The sequence below is a fragment of the Piscinibacter gummiphilus genome, from assembly GCF_002116905.1.
Taxonomy (GTDB): Bacteria; Pseudomonadota; Gammaproteobacteria; order Burkholderiales; family Burkholderiaceae_C; genus Rhizobacter; species Rhizobacter gummiphilus.
The window spans coordinates 6,341,346-6,360,029 of sequence record NZ_CP015118.1 but is presented as its reverse complement, the minus strand read 5'-3'; the positions used below and the strand labels follow the sequence as shown (position 1 = coordinate 6,360,029).

Genomic DNA, 18,684 nt, shown 5'->3' with positions numbered 1-18,684 from the left:
CCCGTTCAGTGCGACGTGGCGTGCATCATCTGCTCGCTCTGCAGCGCACGCGAGACCTCCGACTGCCACGGCAGCGTGCGCACCAGTTCGTTCAGGTACAGCGCCACCTGCATGTTCGACAAGGCCTCGCCCTTCGGCCCCACGAGTCGCAGGTTCGTGACGAGGCCGAGCGGGTCCGCCATGGCGAACACACCCTCTTGCAGTTCGACCCAGTCCCACGCGACTCCGGCGACGGAGGCGGACGAGGGGTTTCCCCACAGGGTCTGGCCCATGCTGGGGTGTTCCGGGTCACCGGGGTTGAGCACACTGGTGCCGAGGTGAACGAAATGCAATTCCGGGGTGGATTGCGCGTTCAAAAGCACCGGAGGCCAAGCACATACGATCCAGGCGGGCGTCATAGGGGTTGACGGGTCGCTATACGATCCCTGAGCATTGCGATCTGCGAATGATCTTGCCCGGGGCCGGCACCTCACAAGCTGTAAACCCTGGCATCTGTAAACCATGACAGGGGCGCGCGACAGGCATGCGCCGGGTGGATCCAGGGTGCGGGCGAGAGGTGCGCGCGAGAGGTGCGGTGAGTCAGGCGCTTGGCGAGAGGAGCCCATGCTTCAAAGTGGTTACATGGCGGTGATGCAGGCGGGCAGCCGCGAGGAGTTCCTGTCCGAGATCGTGCGTTTCACGCAGCAGCTCGGCTTCCAGACGGTGTCGGCCACGATGGTGCTCGACCATGTGCTCGCCGACTCCGAATTCATCACGGTCGACAACGCCCCCGATGCCTATCGCACGGCCTTCCTCAGCCGCGAGAACTGGCGCCGTGACCCCGTGATGCAGCATTGCAAGCGGCAGAGCGTGCCCATCATCTGGAACCAGGCCACGTACACGAAGGACGGCCAGGGCGAGATCTGGGAAGAGCAGGCCCGCTTCGGCTACCGCGCCGGCATCGCGATGGCGCTGCACCTGCCCGAGGGTCGCCACTTCATGCTCGGCGTCGAACGTGACCAGGGCGTGCCCGCCGACCCGGTCGAACTCATGCGCATCGTCGCCGACCTGCAACTGCTCACGGTGCATGCGCAGGAGGCCGCGGGCCGCATCTTCGTGCCGGTCGCGCCCGACAAATCGGTCACCACGCTCACGCCGCGCGAGCTCGAGGCGCTGCGCTGGACCATGGAAGGCAAGACCGCCTGGGAGGTGGGCAACATCCTCGGCATCAGCGAACGCACCGCGGTGCTTCACGTCAACAACGCGATGCACAAGCTCGGTTGCGTGAACAAGCACCAGGCCGTGCTGAAGGCCTTGCGCATGGGCCTTCTGCGCTGATCGCACACCCGGTTTTACCGGCGTTCGGGGGCCCTTCGCGGGCCCCTACCTGTAAGAGCTGACACTACCCACCAAAGGGTCGCACTGCTGGAATCTGCTCCGTGCATTCAACGAGATGCACGCACCCCCAAACCGGAGCAGATCATGCAAAACCAATCCAGCACCGTTCAACCCAAGGCCGACGACAAGCAAGCCCAGAAGCCCGCAACGCCGCTGCCTGCTCCGCAGCCGCTGTCGCCCGAACTGCTGCAGCAGATCGGTGGCGCGGGTGGCCCGCGTGCCCTGCCCAAGGGCGGCTGGTGAGCGGCGCACGCCCTCATCGTTCGTGACTCTTCCTTGACACTCTGAAGACCGCAACCGCGTCGTTTCGGAGCGTTCTCTCACATGTCCAGCCTCTTTCGCCCTGAGGTCGCCGAAGGCCGGCGTCAGGGCTGGCTGGGCAGCATCCAGCTCATCCGCCCCGTGTCCCTGACGGTGCTGACCGTGCTCGTCGCGGCCAGTGCCGTCGCGGTGGCGCTGTACTTCAGCTTCGGGGAGTACACGCGCAAGGCGCGGGTCACCGGTTACCTCGTGCCCGACCTCGGCGTGATGCGCCTCACGTCGCCCCAGCTCGCACAGGTCGTCGAACGGCATGCCGTCGAAGGCCAGGTCGTGAAGCAGGGCGACGTGCTGTTCGTGCTGTCGCTCGACCGCGCCACCACGCAGGGCGATGCACACGAGGCCGTGCAGGCGAGCCTCGCGCGGCGCGAGCGCAGCCTCAACGCCGCGAGCAAGCTGCGCCAGGAACTGCAGGCCGCACGTGTGAGTGCCTCGGCCCGCCAGCTCGAGAACATGCGTCGCCAGCTCAAGCAGCTCGACGACGAGATCGTCTCGCAGCAGGCCCGCGTGGCCGGCGCGAAGCAGCTGCTCGAACGGCAGGAAGCGCTGGTCAAGCAGAACTACGTGGCAGCTGTGTCGCTGGTCGAGAAGGCGCAGGACCTGCGCCTCGCCGAAGGCCAGCTCGCCTCGCTCGAAGGCAAGCGCACCGCCCACCAGAGCGACATCCTCGTGGCCGAGGCCAAGCAGCGCGAGCTGCCCCTCGCCGAACTCGCCGAACAGGGTGAGATCGAACGCGACCTCGCCGAAGTGGCGCAGGAGGCCGCCGAGAACGAGGCGCGCCGCCGCCTCGTGGTGCGTGCGCCGCAGGGCGGCACGGTCACGGCGGTGTCGGCCGAACCCGGGCAGACCGTGATGGCGCAGGCGGTGCTCGCGAACATCGTGCCGGCCGGCGCATCGCTGCAGGCCCACCTCTTCGCTCCGTCGAGCGCGATGGGCTTCGTGCGGGCCGACCAGCCCGTGCTGCTGCGCTACGAAGCCTACCCGTACCAGAAGTTCGGCCACCAGTCGGGCCACGTGCTGCAGGTCTCGCGCACGCCGCTGCCGGCCTCGGAACTCAGCGGGCTGCCGGGTGGCGCCGCGCAGGAACCCATGTACCGCATCACCGTCGCGCTCGACCGGCAGGCGGTGCAGGCCTACGGTCAGGCGCAGGCGCTGTCGCCCGGCATGCAGCTCGAGGCCGACGTGCTGCTCGACCGCCGCCGCCTGCTCGAATGGATCTTCGAACCCGTGCTGAGCCTCACAGGACGGGTGTGATGCCCTTGTGCCCCCGGTGCCGGAACACACCATGCTCGATTCGCTGAAGTTCGGATTCGCCACGCGCCGCGTGCCGCTCGTGCTGCAGACCGAGGCCGCCGAGTGCGGCCTCGCCAGCCTGTCCATGTGCGCGTCGGCCCACGGCCTGCGCATCGACCTGCCCACGCTGCGCGAGCGCTTCTCGCTGTCGGCCAAGGGCGCGTCCCTCGCCGACCTCGTGCGCATCGCCGGCCTGCTGCAGCTCAACGCGCGGCCGCTGCGCGCCGAACTCGATCACCTGCCCCAGCTGCAGACGCCGTGCATCCTGCACTGGGACCTGAACCACTTCGTCGTGCTCGTCGAGGTGCGCCGCAACGTCGCGGTGATCCACGACCCGGCCCGCGGCGTGCGCCGCCTGCCGATGAGCGAGGTGTCGAAACACTTCACCGGCATCGCGATGGAACTGGTTCCGGCGGCCGACTTCCGCCCGAAGGTGGAGAAGCAGCACATCAGCCTCGAGCAGCTGCTGGGCCGCGTGACCGGGCTCAAGCGCTCGCTGATCCAGATCTTCGTGCTGGCGCTGGCCCTCGAGGGGTTCATGCTGCTCGCGCCCTTCTTCCTGCAGTGGGTGGTGGACTCGGTGCTCGTGAGCGCCGACCGCGACCTGCTCGTCACGCTGGGCATCGGCTTCGGCCTGCTCGTGCTGATCCAGGTGGCCACCGGCGCGGTGCGTTCGTGGGCCGTGCTGTACCTGTCGTCCACGCTGAACCTCCAGTGGCTGAGCAACGTGTTCGCCCACATGATGCGGCTGCCGGTCAGCTGGTTCGAGAAGCGGCACACGGGCGACGTGATGTCGCGCTTCAACGCCATCCAGCACATCCAGCAGACCATGACCACGAGCTTCATCGAGGCCGTGCTCGACGGCCTGCTCGTGATGCTCACGCTGGGCATGATGTTCGTCTACAGCGGCACGCTGAGCGGCATCGCGATCGGCTGCGTGGCGGTGTACGCGCTGCTGCGCTGGGCCTTCTTCCGCCCGCTGCGCGACGCCACCGAAGAGAGCATCGTGCACGACGCCAAGCGCGAGACGCACTTCCTCGAATCGCTGCGCGGCGTGCAGTCCATCAAGCTGTTCAACCGCCAGGAAGACCGGCAGTCGCAGTTCATGAACCGCGTGGTCGACGCGATGAACGCCAACCTCGCCACGCGCAAGCTCGACCTGATGTTCGGCGTCATCCACAAGCTCGTGTTCGGCCTCGAGCGCATCGCGGTGATCTGGGTGGGCGCCCTCCTCGTCATGGACCACCGCTTCTCGGTCGGCATGCTGTTCGCGTTCTTCGCCTACAAGGAGCAGTTCGCGGTTCGGGTCAGCGGCCTGATCGACAAGCTCGTCGAGCTGAAGATGCTGCGGCTGCAGGGCGAGCGGCTCGCCGACATCGTGCTGTCGGCGCCCGAGGCCGAGGTGGGTGGCGGGCGCGACGTGCGCGAGCGCAAGGTCGAGCCGCGGCTGGAGCTGCAGAACGTCAGCTTCCGCTACTCCGACTCCGAGCCCGACGTGCTGACCGACCTCAGCTTCTCCATCGAGCCGGGCGAGTCCGTCGCCATCGTGGGGCCGTCGGGCTGCGGCAAGACGACGCTGCTCAAGCTGATGCTGGGCATCCACGTGCCGCAGGCCGGCGAGATGAAGGTGGGCGGCGTGCCGCTGCACCAGCTGGGCCTGCGCGCATGGCGCGACATGATCGGCACGGTGATGCAGGACGACCAGCTGTTCGCGGGCTCCATCACCGACAACATCTGCTTCTTCGACGCCCAGCCCGACCCCGAGTGGGCCGAGGAATGCGCGCAACTCGCCGCGGTGCACGACGAGATCGTCGCGATGCCCATGGGTTACCACACGCTGATCGGCGACATGGGTGCCAGCATCTCGGGCGGCCAGAAGCAGCGCATCCTGCTCGCGCGGGCGCTCTACAAACGGCCGAAGATCCTGTTCCTCGACGAGGCCACCAGCGCCCTCGACGTGGACCGCGAGCGCCTCGTCAACCAGGCCATCAAGCAGCTCGAACTCACGCGGGTGATCGTGGCCCACCGGCCCGAGACCATCGCATCCGCCGGCCGCGTGATCGTGCTGAAAGACGGCAACGTGACGCAGGACCTGCGCAGCGTCAACGCGGCGTCGCGATAGCCCGCGGCCATGTACGCATTCCAGAGGGCGGGCAGCGAACCGAACCCGCACGCGCTCGCGGCGCTGGTGAAGGCGAGTGAACAGCACTCGATCGTCGCGTCGCGCGACATCGTCGACATCCGGGGCGTGAAGCTGTGGGCGCAGGGCCAGGCGGTGTCCGCGGCGCTGCACCAGCGGCTGCTCGACCGCCGGCTGCAGAACCCGCTCGAGGTGTGCCTGATGGCCGAGGACGGGGTCACGCCGTTTTCGCTGCTCGCCGATTTGAAGAAGTTCATCGATGAAGAGCATCCGATAGCCAAATCCGTGCGCCCGTGGGCCGGCACGCTGCTGGAGCAGCTGCAGCACATCCCGCTGCACTCGGTGGTGCAGCTGATGCTCACGGCGTCGGTGGCCACCCGCCCCGCCACGCTGCGCCATGCGGTGGCCGCGATGGGCCTGGCCGGCGCGATGATCGCCAGCCGCCAGGGTTCGGTGCAGGACATCCGCCTGGCGATGCTGGGTGGCCTGCTGCACGACATCGGCGAGGTCTACATCCACCCGCAGTACCTCGACTACCTGCAGCCGCTGGACCTGATGGGCCACAAGCACCTGGTGATCCACCCGCGGGTCGGGCAGATGCTGCTGAGCACGCTGACGGACTACCCGTCGGTGCTGTCCCGTGCCGTGGGCGAACACCACGAGCGCCTCGACCGGTCGGGGTACCCGGCGCGGCTGGCCGGCGACGAGATCTCGACGCTGGGCCGTGTGCTGGCCGTCACCGAGGTCACCCTCGGCATCCTGCGCTGGCCCGACGCGCCACTCAGCCGCGCGAGCTTCGCGATGCGGGTGGTGCCGGGCGAGTTCGATCCGGCCTGGGCGTCGTTCGTGTGGGACGCCGCACGCGAGGCCGGTGAGATGCCGGGCCGGCAGGCCACCTCCATCGACCTGTACCAGCAGCTCGCCGACATCGACCAGCAGTTGCTGCAGGCGCGCCAGCTCGGGCAGGAACTGCACGACCAGGGGCGTTCCATCCCGGTGATCACCGTCGTGACCCAGGCGATGGAACGGCTCGACCGGCTCCGCGTGGCCTGGAACGCGCTGGGCTTGTGGCGGGTGTCCGCGGGCGACGCGCCGGACGCCGAACGCTTCGAGCTCGAACTGGCCCACGCCGAGCTGCGCCAGCGCATGCGCAGCGTGCAGCGGGAATGCCTGCTGGTCAGCGACCGGCTGGGTGAGGCGGAGAAGTTCCGGGTGGCGCCGCTGTGGAAGGGGCTGATGGCGGGGCGCGACTGATCAGGGCGCCGTCGCGGTCTCGACGTACCCGAGCCAGCGCATCGCCTGCTCCCGCGAGTCGCCACACATGTCCGGGTCCGGCTTCAGCGACGAACACACGGCGGGCCGGTCCGGGTGGCCGAAGATGGCGCAGCGGTCATCGGTCGTGAGCTGAATGCAGCGCACGCCGGCGGGTTTGCTGATGCCGTCCTTCATCGGCATGCCGGGGATCGGCGACGAGATGGACGGGGCGATGCAGCAGGCGCCACACCCGGGTCGGCAAGCGTGGGGAGCGGGTCGGGCGGTCGAGCGGTCGGACATCCCGACATTATTCGCTGCGGACACCACGTTCGGGGGCGCCGGGGTGTCCCCAGGCCGTGACGGCGAAGGGCCCAGAGCCTAAAATTCACGTCTTGCCCGCTCCCGCATTCCGGTGTAGCCGCGGCCCCTTTTTCCCCCGGAGCTCTTGATGTTGTACCCCCACGAATTCGACGTGATCGTCGTCGGCGGAGGCCATGCCGGCACGGAAGCCGCGCTGGCGTCCGCACGCATGGGCGCCAGCACGCTGCTGCTCAGCCACAACATCGAGACGCTCGGCCAGATGAGCTGCAACCCGTCCATCGGCGGCATCGGCAAGGGCCACCTGGTGAAGGAGGTCGACGCGCTCGGCGGCGCCATGGCGCTGGCCACCGACGAGTCGGGCATCCAGTTCCGCATCCTCAACAGCTCGAAGGGCCCGGCCGTGCGCGCCACCCGTGCCCAGGCCGACCGCATCCTCTACAAGGCCGCCATCCGCCGCCGCCTCGAGAACCAGCCGAACCTGACCCTCTTCCAGCAAGCCGTCGACGACCTGATGGTCGAGGGCGACCGGGTGGTGGGTGCGGTGACGCAGGTCGGCATCCGCTTCCGCGCCCGCGCGGTGGTGCTGACGGCGGGCACGTTCCTCGACGGCAAGATCCACGTCGGCCTGCAGAACCATTCGGGTGGCCGCGCCGGTGACCCGCCGGCGGTGTCGCTGTCGGCCCGGCTCAAGGAACTGAAGCTGCCGCAGGGCCGCCTCAAGACCGGCACCCCGCCGCGCATCGACGGCCGCTCCATCGACTTCTCGAAGCTGACCGAACAGCCCGGCGACCTGGATCCGGTGCCGGTGTTCAGCTTCATGGGCGACACCGCGATGCACCCGACCCAGGTGCCCTGCTGGATCACGCACACCAACGAGCGCACCCACGACATCATCCGCTCCGGCTTCGACCGGAGCCCGATGTTCACCGGCATCATCGGCGGCGTGGGTCCGCGCTACTGCCCCAGCATCGAGGACAAGATCAACCGGTTCGCGGACAAGGACTCGCACCAGATCTTCCTGGAGCCCGAGGGCCTGACCACGAACGAGTTCTACCCGAACGGCATCAGCACCAGCCTGCCCTTCGACATCCAGCTGCAGGCCGTGCGCTCCATGATCGGCATGGAGAACGCCCACATCCTGCGCCCCGGCTATGCCATCGAGTACGACTACTTCGACCCGCGCGCCCTGAAGGCCACCTTCGAGACCAAGTCCATCGGTGGCCTGTTCTTCGCCGGCCAGATCAACGGCACCACCGGCTACGAAGAGGCGGCGGCCCAGGGGCTGTTCGCCGGGCTGAACGCCGCGCTGCAGGTCCAGGGCAAGCCGGCCTGGACCCCAGGCCGTGACCAGGCCTACCTGGGTGTGCTGGTGGACGACCTGATCACCAAGGGCGTGACCGAGCCGTACCGCATGTTCACCAGCCGGGCCGAGTTCCGTTTGCAGCTGCGCGAGGACAACGCCGACGCGCGCCTGACCGAAGTCGGCCGCGAGATGGGCCTGGTGGACGACGCCCGTTGGGATGCCTTCAACCGGAAGCGCGATGCTGTTTCACGTGAAACAGAGAAGCTGAAGTCCACGTGGGTCCAGCCGAGCACCCTGCCCGCCGCCGATGCCGAAGCGCTGCTCGGCAAGGCGCTCGAACACGAGTACAGCCTGGCCGACCTGCTCCGCCGACCGAACGTCACCTTCGACACGCTCGAAGAGATTGCCGCCATCGCTCGTCCCCTGGCCGGTGTTTCACGTGAAACCTTGGTCCAGGAGTTCGGGCAAGAACTGGCGGACACGGTGATCGAGCAGGTCGAGATCAGCGTGAAGTACGCGGGCTACATCAACAAGCAGAACGAGGACGTGGAGCGCGCCGCCCATTTCGAGCACCTGCGCTTGCCGGCCGAACTCGACTACAGCAAGGTCACGGCCCTGAGTTTCGAGGCTCGGCAGAAGCTCGCGGCCCAGCGTCCGGAAACCCTGGGCCAGGCCTCGCGCATCTCCGGCATCACCCCGGCCACGATCTCCCTGCTGCTGATCCACCTGAAAAAGGGTCGCTTCCAGGGATTCGCCGCAAACGACACCACCACCCGGCCCACCGACGATGCAGCCGCCTGAGTCGCAGGCGCTCGCCGCCGGCCTCGCGGCCCTGAATCTGTCCCTGGACGAGGGGCAGCAATCCGCCCTGCTCGCCTACTTGGCCCTGATCGGCAAGTGGAACAAGGTCTACAACCTGACCGCCGTGCGGGACCCGGCGGAGATGCTGACCCTGCACCTGCTCGACAGCCTGTCCGTGGTCGACCCCCTGCGCCGCCACGTGGGCGATCGCCCGGCGCGCGTGCTCGACGTGGGCAGCGGGGCCGGGCTTCCCGGCGTGGTGCTGGCCATCGCCCTGCCCCAGTTGCAGGTCACGTGTGTCGACACGGTTGGCAAGAAGGCCAGCTTCATCCAGCAGGTGGCGAGTGAGTTGCGCCTCCGCAACCTCTCGGCACAACATGCGCGTGTGGAGTCGATGAAGATCGAGCCCGTGGACGTGGTGACCTCCCGCGCGTTCGCGTCGCTGGTGGATTTCACGAACCTGACCTCGCAGCACCTTCTGCCGTCCGGCGTGTGGATGGCGATGAAGGGCAAAGCGCCGGCGGACGAGACCGCCGCCCTGCCCCCGTCGGTGGATGTGTTTCACGTGGAACAACTGGTGGTGCCCGGCCTGGATGCCGAGCGCTGCCTCGTCTGGATGAGGCAACGGCCATGAACGTCTTCGGCATTTCGGACTACGGCTCCTTCTGCGCCGCCGTCCTGCTGTTCCTCGCCCTGCCCGGCCCGGGCACCTTCGCGCTGCTGACGTCCACCGGCAAGGGCGGCTTCCGGGCCGGTGCCGGCTGCACCTTCGGCGTGATGTGTGGCGACCAGGTGCTGCTGTGGCTGGCGGTGGCCGGCGTCGCTGCCCTGCTGGCCTCGCACCCGGTGGCATTCAAGGTGGTTCAGTACGGTGGTGCCGCCTACCTGGTCTGGATCGGCCTGAACCTGATCTTCGCGAAGGAAGGCAGCACCCGTTCGCCCGTCCACATCGAACCGCGGCACTACGCCCGCCAGGGATTCCTGATCACGTTGCTGAACCCGAAGGCCATCGTCTTCTACATGGCCTTTTTCCCGCTGTTCATCAACCCGACGACCCACCGCGGCCTGGTCACCTTTGCCGCGATGGCGGCGACCATCGCGCTGATCACCATCGCCTACTGCCTGACCCTGTGCGCCTTCGCGCACGCGGTGTCGGCGAAGGTGAAGGCGCACCGGCGCCTGTCAAAGTGGCTGCAGCGTGTGGCCGGCCTGTGCCTCGTGGCCTTCGGCATCCGCCTGACCACGAACTGATCGAAGAATCCCTCCCCTCGCCCGACCCCTGGAACCTCCCATGCGCATCTTCTGTGTCGCGAACCAAAAAGGCGGCGTCGGCAAGACGACCACCACCGTGAACCTCGCCGCGGGCCTCGCCAAGATCGGGCAGCGGGTGCTGATCGTCGACCTCGACCCGCAGGGCAATGCCACGATGGGCTCGGGCGTCGACAAGCGGGCCCTGCCGCTGACCGTGTACGACGTGCTGCTGGAAAGCGCGTCCATCGCCGAAGCGAAGCAGCACAGCGAACAGGTGGGCTACGACGTGCTGGGTGCGAACCGGGAGCTGGCCGGTGCCGAGGTCGACCTGGTGGGGCTGGAGCGCCGCGACCGCCGGCTCAAGGGCGCGCTGGAAGCGGTGAGCGACCAGTACGACTTCGTGCTGATCGACTGCCCGCCGTCGCTGAGCCTGCTGACCCTGAACGGCCTGTGCAGCGCCCACGGTGTGCTGGTGCCGATGCAGTGCGAGTACTTCGCGCTCGAAGGCCTGAGCGACCTCGTCAATACCATCAAGCAGGTGCACGCGAACCTGAACCCGGACCTGCAGCTGATCGGCCTGCTGCGGGTGATGTTCGACCCGCGCATCACGCTGCAGCAGCAGGTGAGCGACCAGCTCAAGACGCACTTCGCGGACAAGGTGTTCAACACCGTGATCCCGCGCAACGTGCGCCTGGCCGAGGCGCCCAGCTATGGGCTGCCGGGCGTGGTGTTCGATCCGGCGTCGAAGGGGGCGCTGGCCTTCATCGACTTCGCCCGCGAGATGGTGGAGCGGGTCCAGCAGCCGGCGCCGGCGGTGCCGGCGTAAGCATCGTCGTCCCGGCGAAGGCCGGGACCTTCGGCCTCCGCACAGGGTCCCGGCCTTCGCCGGGATGACGCTGCTGCTTTAAAGGCCCAGCCCCTCGTCCACACCCAGGTGCACGTTCATCGACTGCACCGCCGCACCGCTGGCGCCCTTGCCCAGGTTGTCCAGGCGGGCGATGAGCACCACCTGCGTCTCGTTGCCGAACACGAAGATGTCGACCTGGTTGGTGTCGTTGTTGGCCTGGGCGTCGAAGAAGCCGTTGGCCAGCGTGGCGGGGTCACGCACCGGCATGACGCGGATGAACCGCTCGCCGGCATAGCGTTTCGCGAAGGCCTCCTGCAGCTTCTCGGCGGTGACACCGGCCGGCAGTTGCGACAAATGCAAGGGCACACTCACCGCCAGACCCTTGAGGAACGGGCCCACGATGGGCATGAACACCGGCGTGGAGAGCAGGCCGGTGTGGGCCGTCATCTCGGGCAGGTGCTTGTGCGCGAGGCCCAGCGCGTACGGGCGCGGCGCGTCCAGCGTCGGGTTGTTGCCGGCCTCGTACTCCTCGATCATCTTCTTGCCGCCGCCGGAATAGCCGGTGATGGACGTCGCGCTGATGGGCGTGTTGGCCGGGATCAGGCCGGCATCGACCAGCGGGCGCAGCAGCAGGATGAACGCCGTGGCGTGGCAGCCCGGGTTCGCGATGCGCTTGGTCTTGCGGATCAGGTCGCGCTGTTCCGGGGCCAGCTCGGGCAGGCCGAAGGCCCAGCCCGGGGCGGTGCGGAACGCCGTGCTGGCGTCGATCACGCACGTGTTGGGGTTGGTGATGAGCGACACCGCCTCGCGCGACGCGGCGTCGGGCAGGCACAGGAACGCGACGTCCGCCGCGTTGAGCAGGCGGGCACGTTCGGCGGGGTCCTTGCGGCGGTCGGGGTCGATGCGGAGCACCTCGATGTCCTGGCGCGCGGCCAGGTACTCGTTGATGCGCAGGCCGGTGGTGCCTTCTTGCCCGTCGACAAACACCCGATACTTCATGGTCGATTTCCTCGTTTGCTGAGTCGTGAAGGATAAGCCACGCCGATGACCGATCGTGACAATGATGCGAAGCCCGCACGCCGCGTGCTTCTTCTGCCGGGGTGGCTCAACTCCGGTCCGGACCACTGGCAGACGCTGTGGGAGGCCGCTCACGGCGACACCCGCGTGGAACAGGACGACTGGCACTGGCCGAAACGGGGCGACTGGATGAGCCAGCTCGAACAGGCCGTGCTCGCCGAGCCGGGCCCGGTGTTGCTCGTGGGACACAGTCTCGGCTGCCACCTGGCCGCCGCATGGGCCGGGCACTCGCAGCACGCGGGCCGCGTGGCGGGCGCGCTGCTGGTCGCCCCGCCCGACCTCGACCGCGACGACCTGCCCCCGCAACTCGCCACGTGGCGCAGCATCGTGCGCCGCCCGCTGCCCTTCCCCGCCACCGTGGTCTACAGCGACGACGACCCGTACTGCACCGCACCGCGTGCGCTGCAGATGGCCGCGGCCTGGGGCGCCACGACCGTCGCGGTGGGCGCGCGGGGCCACATCAACGGCGATTCGGGTCTCGCGGCCTGGCCCGAAGGACGCGAATTGCTGCAGTCCCTGGCGGAACGGGCCTGATCGATCAACGAGAATGCGCGCATGGTCACCAAGAAACCCAAAGGCCTCGGCCTCGGCCTCGAAGCACTGCTCGGCCCCAAAGTCAGCGACGTTCCCATCCCCGCCGACGACGGCACGCCCCGCACGCTGAAGCTCACGCAGCTGCAGCCCGGCAAGTACCAGCCGCGCACGCGCATGGACGAAGGCTCGCTCTACGAGCTGGCCGAGAGCATCCGCGCGCAGGGCATCATGCAGCCCATCCTCGTGCGGCCGGTGGGCCCGAACAAGTTCGAGATCATCGCGGGCGAACGCCGCTCGCGCGCGGCCAAGCTGGCCGGCCTCGACGAGGTGCCCGTGCTGGTGCGCGAGGTGCCCGACGAGTCCGCCGCGGCCATGGCGCTCATCGAGAACATCCAGCGCGAAGACCTGAACCCGCTCGAAGAGGCCCAGGGCATCGCCCGCCTCGTCAACGAGTTCCACCTCACGCACGAGCAGGCGGCACAGGCCGTGGGCCGCTCGCGCAGCGCCGCCAGCAACCTGTTGCGCCTGCTCAACCTCGCCGAACCCGTGCAGCAGATGCTGATGGCCGGCGACCTCGACATGGGCCATGCCCGTGCCCTGCTGCCGCTCGATGGTGCACAGCAGATCCTGAGCGCGGGCGAGATCGTGGCCCGCAAGCTCAGCGTGCGCGATGCCGAGAAGCTCGTCACCCGTGCCGTGGCCGGCCGCCAGCAGCCGCTGATCCGGGTCGCGAAGGAAAAGCCGCGCGACATCGCCCGCATCGAGGAGGAGCTGTCCGACACGCTCACGGCCGCGGTGGAGATCCGCGTGAAGAAGCGCACCAAGCGTGGCGAACAGGGTGAGGTGGCCATCCAGTTCGGTTCGCTCGACGAGCTCAATGGCCTGTTGATCAAGCTCGGCCTGAAGCAGGAATGACACGTGCTACAGGAACCGTGAGCGAGCAGGCCGCGGGCGGTTGACAGCGCATTCACCGAGGGAACTCCGCCCGTGTCCGTGGCTCACTCATTCGCAGCATGCGCCGATTCGCAGATGGATGCACACTGCTCATAAGGTAAGCCGCGATCAGTTGTGCATCAGTTGTGCAAAAGCCCCGCTTATGGGGGCATCATGGTCACCACGATCACCGAAGCTTGAGCAAACTTGGTAAAACGGAAGCACGCGAAACGAAAGCCGAACCCGGAGACACCGCCGAACGGAATCGACTGAACGACATGAACTGAGCCGACCCTGAAGGAAAGCTCTGATGGAGTCCCCCACCACGGGCTTCATCAGAACTTCCCCCAACGGTGCAGAGGTGGCCCCTCCGCACGGTTGTCCTGATGCTAGGAGGTCAGCATGGATGTGATCAGCCATTTCACCGCCCGTTTCGAACGCACGCGGGAAGAGGAACTCTCTCTCGAAGAGTACCTCGCCGAGTGCAAGCGCAATCCCGTGGCCTATGCCACTGCCGCCGAACGCATGCTCAAGGCGATCGGCGAGCCCCAGACCATCGACACGCGCAACGACCCGCGCCTGTCCCGCCTGTTCGCCAACAAGGTGATCAAGGTCTACCCGGCCTTCGCCGAGTTCTACGGCATGGAAGACGCGATCGAACAGGTCGTCTCGTACTTCCGCCACGCGGCGCAAGGCCTCGAAGAGAAGAAGCAGATCCTCTACCTGCTCGGCCCCGTGGGCGGCGGCAAGTCCTCCATTGCCGAACGCCTCAAGTCGCTGATGCAGGAAGTGCCCTTCTACGCCATCAAGGGCTCGCCGGTGAACGAGACACCGCTGGGCCTGTTCGACGCGATCGAAGACGGTCCCATCCTCGAGAAGGAATACGGCATCCCGCGCCGCTACCTCCAGCGCGTGCTGTCGCCCTGGGCCGTGAAGCGCCTCGACGAATACGGCGGCGACATCCGCAAGTTCCGCGTCGTGAAGCGTTACCCGTCGGTGCTCAAGCAGGTGGGCATCGCGAAGACCGAGCCGGGTGACGAGAACAACCAGGACATCAGCTCGCTGGTCGGCAAGGTCGACATCCGCAAGCTCGAGACCTTCGCCCAGGACGACCCGGATGCCTACAGCTACTCCGGCGGCCTGTGCCTCGCGAACCAGGGCCTGCTCGAGTTCGTGGAAATGTTCAAGGCGCCCATCAAGGTGCTGCACCCGCTGCTCACCGCCACGCAGGAAGGCAACTACAAGGGCACCGAAGGCTTCGGCGCCATCCCGTTCGACGGCGTGGTGCTGGCCCACAGCAACGAGAGCGAGTGGAAGACCTTCCGCAACAACAAGAACAACGAGGCCTTCCTCGACCGCATCTACATCGTGAAGGTGCCGTACTGCCTGCGGGTGAGCGAAGAGGTCAAGATCTACGAGAAGCTGCTGCGCGGCTCGTCGCTGTCGCAGGCCACGTGCGCGCCGGGCACGCTCAAGATGATGAGCCAGTTCGCCGTGCTCACGCGCCTGAAGGAGCCCGAGAACTCGAGCCTCTATTCCAAGATGCTGGTGTACGACGGTGAAAACCTGAAGGACACCGACCCGCGCGCGAAGAGCTTCCAGGAGTACCGCGACTACGCCGGGGTCGACGAAGGCATGAGCGGCATCTCCACGCGCTTCGCCTTCAAGATCATCAGCAAGGTCTTCAACTTCGACAGCACCGAGGTCGCGGCCAACCCCGTGCACCTGATGTACGTGCTCGAGCAGCAGATCGAACGCGAGCAGTTCCCGAGCGAGGTCGAGCAGAAGTACCTCGCCTTCATCAAGGAACACCTCGCCGTCCGCTATGCCGAGTTCATCGGCAAGGAGATCCAGACCGCGTACCTCGAGAGCTACAGCGAATACGGCCAGAACATCTTCGACCGCTACGTCACGTACGCGGACTACTGGATCCAGGACCACGAGTACCGCGACACCGACACCGGCGAGGTGTTCGACCGCGCCTCGCTGAACGCCGAGCTCGAGAAGATCGAGAAGCCGGCCGGCATCGCGAACCCGAAGGACTTCCGCAACGAGATCGTCAACTTCGTGCTGCGCGCGCGGGCCAACAACGCGGGCAACAACCCGGTGTGGACGAGCTACGAGAAGCTGCGCACGGTGATCGAGAAGAAGATGTTCTCGAACACGGAAGAACTGCTGCCGGTCATCAGCTTCAACGCGAAGGCCAGCGCCGACGAGGCGAAGAAGCACGAGGACTTCGTCACCCGCATGGTGGCCAAGGGCTACACGCCGAAGCAGGTCCGCCTGCTCTGCGAGTGGTACCTGCGCGTCCGCAAGAGTTCCTGACACGGAGGATCCCCGGACAACCTGAAGGAGTCGCATGTTCCAGCAGATCATCGATCGACGACTCGCGGGCAAGAACAAGTCCATCGGCAACCGCGAACGGTTCCTCCGCCGCCACAAGGACCAGATCCGCGAGGCGGTGAAGCGGGCCGTGGACGGCCGCGGCATCCGCGACATGGCGCAGGGGGAGGACATCCACATCCCCCGGCGCGACATCGCCGAGCCCGTCTTCGGCCACGGCCAGGGCGGCAAGCGCGAGATGGTGCACCCCGGCAACCAGGACTACGTGCGGGGTGACCGCATCGAACGCCCGAAGGGTGGCGCGGGTGGCGGGGGCGGCAGCCAGGCGAGCGACTCCGGCGAGGGGGACGACGACTTCGTCTTCCACCTCACCAAGGAGGAGTTCATGCAGGTGTTCTTCGACGACCTCGCGTTGCCGAACCTCGCCCGCACCACGCTCGCCGAGACGCCCGAGTTCAAGACCCACCGTGCCGGCTACAGCAGCGACGGCACGCCCAACAACCTGCACGTGGTGCGTTCCATGCGCGGGGCCATCGGCCGGCGCATCGCGCTCGGGTCCGATGCCCGGCGCGAGTTGCTCGCACTCGAGGAGCGGCTCATCGAGCTGCAGACGGCCGCCGGCGACCACACCGAGGCCATCGCCGAGGTCGAGGCCGCCATCGCCGTGTTGCGCGCCCGCATCGGCCGCATCCCCTACCTCGACCCCATCGACCTGCGCTACCGCAGCCGCGTGCGCGTGCCGGTGCCCACGGCCAAGGCGGTGATGTTCTGCCTGATGGACGTCTCCGGCTCCATGGACGAGGCGCGCAAGGACCTGGCCAAGCGCTTCTTCATCCTGCTGTACCTGTTCCTGACGCGGCACTACGAGCGCATCGACATCGTCTTCATCCGCCACCACACGCAGGCCCAGGAGGTGGACGAGCAGAACTTCTTCCACTCCACCGAGACCGGCGGCACCGTGGTGTCGAGCGCCCTCGTGCTGATGGAGGAGATCGCCCGCGCCCGCTACCCCACCAGCGAGTGGAACATCTACGGCGCCCAGGCGAGCGACGGTGACAACTGGCACCACGACAGCGGCCGCTGCCGCGAACTGCTCGCCAACAACATCCTCCCGCTCTGCCGCTACTTCGCCTATGTGCAGGTGGCCGAGGAGGAGCAGAATCTGTGGGACGAATACAGCGCGCTGTCGGCCGACTCGAAGGCCTTCGCGATCCGCAAGGTGACCGAGGCCTCCCAGATCTACCCGGTCTTCCGCGATCTGTTCAAGAAGGAAGGAGCCGCGGCATGAGTGCTGTGCCCGCCGACATCGATCCGATGCTGCGCCGCGCCATGCGCGCCGCCGACATCCGCCCGCCGCCGAAGGCGGCCGAACCCCTGCCCGCCCCCAGCGACTGGTCGTTCGAGCTGATCGAGCGCTACCACGAGCGCATCAAGGCCACGGCCGAACGCTTCGGCCTCGACACCTACCCGAACCAGCTCGAGATCATCACCGCCGAGCAGATGATGGATGCGTACGCGTCCGTCGGCATGCCGGTGAACTACCGGCACTGGAGCTACGGCAAGGAGTTCATCTCCACCGAGAAGAACTACCGGCGCGGCCACATGGGCCTCGCGTACGAGATCGTCATCAACTCCAACCCCTGCATCAGCTACCTGATGGAGGAGAACACGATGGGCATGCAGGCCCTCGTGATCGCCCACGCGGCCTACGGCCACAACAGCTTCTTCAAGGGCAACTACCTGTTCCGCATGTGGACGGATGCGTCGTCCATCATCGACTACCTCGTCTACGCGAAGAACTACGTCGCCGACTGCGAGGAGCGCCACGGCCTCGACGCGGTCGAGGCCCTGCTCGACAGCTGCCACGCGCTGATGAACCACGGCGTGGACCGCTACCGCCGCCCGAGCCGCAAGTCGCTCGCGCAGGAGCTCGCCGACCGCAAGGACCGCGAGGCCTACGCGCAGCGCCAGGTCAACGACATGTGGCGCACCCTGCCCGCCCGGCCCGAGAAGGCCGCGGAGGAATCCACCGCCCGCCGCTTCCCCGAGGAGCCGCAGGAGAACCTGCTGTACTTCATCGAGAAGAACGCGCCGCTGCTCGAACCGTGGCAGCGCGAGATCGTGCGCATCGTGCGCAAGGTGGCGCAGTACTTCTACCCGCAGCGCCAGACGCAGGTGATGAACGAGGGGTGGGCCACGTTCTGGCACCACCACCTGCTCAACACCATGTACGACGACGGCCACCTGACCGACGGCATCATGATCGAGTGGCTCAAGTCCCACACGAACGTGGTCTACCAGCCCCGCGTGGGCGACCGTGGCTACAGCGGCATCAACCCGTACGCGCTCGGCTTCGCGATGTACACCGACATCAAGCGCATCTGCCAGAACCCCACGGAAGAAGACCGCCAGTGGTTCCCGGACATCGCGGGCAGCGACTGGCTCGAGACGCTCGACCACGCGATGCGCAACTTCAAGGACGAGAGTTTCATCGGCCAGTACCTCTCGCCGAACCTGATGCGCGAGTTCCGCCTGTTCGCCATCGTCGACGACGAGAAGCAGTCGGAGCTGGAGGTGTCGGCCATCCACGACGAGCAGGGCTACCGGCGCGTGCGAGAGGCCCTGTCCCACCAGTACGACCTGGGCAGCCGCGAGCCCAACATCCAGGTCTGGAACGTGAACCTGCGCGGCGACCGTTCGCTGACGCTGCGCCACACGCAGCACGACGACCGGCCGCTGCACGATGGGGCCCAGGAGGTGTTGAAACACGTCGCCCGCCTGTGGGGGTTCGGCGTTCAGCTCGAGAGTGTCAACGGGACCGGCGACGTCACGAAACGCTGGTCGGTGCCCGCTCCGCCCCCCTGAACCACCCGGCCCGGATCCGTCCCCCCG

Annotated in this window: 17 protein-coding genes; 14 read left to right on the top strand and 3 right to left on the bottom strand. The window is 67.3% G+C overall.

What is annotated here, in order from left to right; genetic code table 11:
- Positions 1 to 5: 5 nt before the first annotated feature.
- A complete protein-coding gene (locus A4W93_RS29170) occupies positions 6 to 272 on the bottom strand; it encodes a DUF4902 domain-containing protein (RefSeq protein ID WP_085753949.1) in 267 nt (88 codons plus the stop codon).
- 331 nt (positions 273 to 603) lie between these two features.
- Here A4W93_RS29170 and A4W93_RS29165 point away from each other — a divergent pair, with 331 nt between their 5' ends.
- From A4W93_RS29165 to A4W93_RS29150, 5 genes are all read left to right on the top strand, one after another.
- Complete coding sequence (locus A4W93_RS29165; RefSeq protein ID WP_169726602.1) at positions 604 to 1,317, top strand: helix-turn-helix transcriptional regulator; 714 nt, start codon at positions 604 to 606, stop codon at positions 1,315 to 1,317.
- A gap of 144 nt (positions 1,318 to 1,461) precedes the next feature.
- A complete protein-coding gene (locus A4W93_RS29975) occupies positions 1,462 to 1,620 on the top strand; it encodes a hypothetical protein (protein WP_157131808.1) in 159 nt (52 codons plus the stop codon).
- A gap of 81 nt (positions 1,621 to 1,701) precedes the next feature.
- Positions 1,702 to 2,949 carry an HlyD family secretion protein gene (locus A4W93_RS29160; RefSeq protein ID WP_085753947.1) on the top strand — a complete coding sequence of 416 codons (1,248 nt, stop codon included), beginning with the start codon at positions 1,702 to 1,704 and terminating at the stop codon, positions 2,947 to 2,949.
- Positions 2,950 to 2,980: 31 nt separating this feature from the next.
- A complete protein-coding gene (locus A4W93_RS29155) occupies positions 2,981 to 5,110 on the top strand; it encodes a peptidase domain-containing ABC transporter (protein WP_085753946.1) in 2,130 nt (709 codons plus the stop codon).
- Between the two features lie 9 nt (positions 5,111 to 5,119).
- Positions 5,120 to 6,382 (top strand): HD-GYP domain-containing protein, encoded by a 1,263-nt coding sequence (locus A4W93_RS29150; RefSeq protein WP_085753945.1) that lies wholly within the window; start codon positions 5,120 to 5,122, stop codon positions 6,380 to 6,382.
- Here A4W93_RS29150 and A4W93_RS29145 read toward each other — a convergent pair whose 3' ends face one another.
- Entirely contained in the window at positions 6,383 to 6,682 is a 300-nt protein-coding gene (locus tag A4W93_RS29145; protein WP_085753944.1) for a YkgJ family cysteine cluster protein, read from the bottom strand. It lies immediately after the preceding gene.
- 148 nt (positions 6,683 to 6,830) lie between these two features.
- On the opposite strand from A4W93_RS29145, the gene mnmG reads away from it, so the two are divergent.
- From mnmG to A4W93_RS29125, 4 genes are read left to right on the top strand one after another with little or no spacing between them, the layout of a single operon-like run.
- Entirely contained in the window at positions 6,831 to 8,807 is a 1,977-nt protein-coding gene (gene mnmG / locus A4W93_RS29140) for a tRNA uridine-5-carboxymethylaminomethyl(34) synthesis enzyme MnmG (protein ID WP_085753943.1), read from the top strand.
- Positions 8,794 to 9,441 carry a 16S rRNA (guanine(527)-N(7))-methyltransferase RsmG gene (gene rsmG / locus A4W93_RS29135; RefSeq protein ID WP_085753942.1) on the top strand — a complete coding sequence of 216 codons (648 nt, stop codon included), beginning with the start codon at positions 8,794 to 8,796 and terminating at the stop codon, positions 9,439 to 9,441. Before mnmG ends, rsmG begins: the two co-directional genes overlap by 14 nt.
- On the top strand, positions 9,438 to 10,058 hold the full coding sequence (locus A4W93_RS29130) for a LysE family translocator (RefSeq protein WP_085753941.1): 621 nt from the start codon (positions 9,438 to 9,440) through the stop codon (positions 10,056 to 10,058). Before rsmG ends, A4W93_RS29130 begins: the two co-directional genes overlap by 4 nt.
- Before the next feature lie 40 nt (positions 10,059 to 10,098).
- On the top strand, positions 10,099 to 10,884 hold the full coding sequence (locus A4W93_RS29125) for a ParA family protein (protein ID WP_085753940.1): 786 nt from the start codon (positions 10,099 to 10,101) through the stop codon (positions 10,882 to 10,884).
- 78 nt (positions 10,885 to 10,962) lie between these two features.
- On the opposite strand, the gene argC is transcribed toward A4W93_RS29125, so the two are convergent.
- A complete protein-coding gene (gene argC / locus A4W93_RS29120) occupies positions 10,963 to 11,904 on the bottom strand; it encodes an N-acetyl-gamma-glutamyl-phosphate reductase (RefSeq protein WP_085753939.1) in 942 nt (313 codons plus the stop codon).
- Between the two features lie 45 nt (positions 11,905 to 11,949).
- Between argC and A4W93_RS29115 the strand changes: the two genes are divergently transcribed.
- From A4W93_RS29115 to A4W93_RS29095, 5 genes are all read left to right on the top strand, one after another.
- Entirely contained in the window at positions 11,950 to 12,516 is a 567-nt protein-coding gene (locus tag A4W93_RS29115) for an RBBP9/YdeN family alpha/beta hydrolase (protein ID WP_085753938.1), read from the top strand.
- A 21-nt stretch (positions 12,517 to 12,537) separates the two neighbouring features.
- A complete protein-coding gene (locus tag A4W93_RS29110; protein WP_085753937.1) occupies positions 12,538 to 13,431 on the top strand; it encodes a ParB/RepB/Spo0J family partition protein in 894 nt (297 codons plus the stop codon).
- 420 nt (positions 13,432 to 13,851) lie between these two features.
- A complete protein-coding gene (locus A4W93_RS29105; protein ID WP_085753936.1) occupies positions 13,852 to 15,774 on the top strand; it encodes a PrkA family serine protein kinase in 1,923 nt (640 codons plus the stop codon).
- Between the two features lie 34 nt (positions 15,775 to 15,808).
- A complete protein-coding gene (locus A4W93_RS29100) occupies positions 15,809 to 17,080 on the top strand; it encodes a YeaH/YhbH family protein (RefSeq protein ID WP_085753935.1) in 1,272 nt (423 codons plus the stop codon).
- 26 nt (positions 17,081 to 17,106) lie between these two features.
- Positions 17,107 to 18,657, top strand: a complete 1,551-nt coding sequence (locus tag A4W93_RS29095) for a SpoVR family protein (protein ID WP_218919234.1) — start codon at positions 17,107 to 17,109, stop codon at positions 18,655 to 18,657.
- Positions 18,658 to 18,684: the final 27 nt, after the last annotated feature.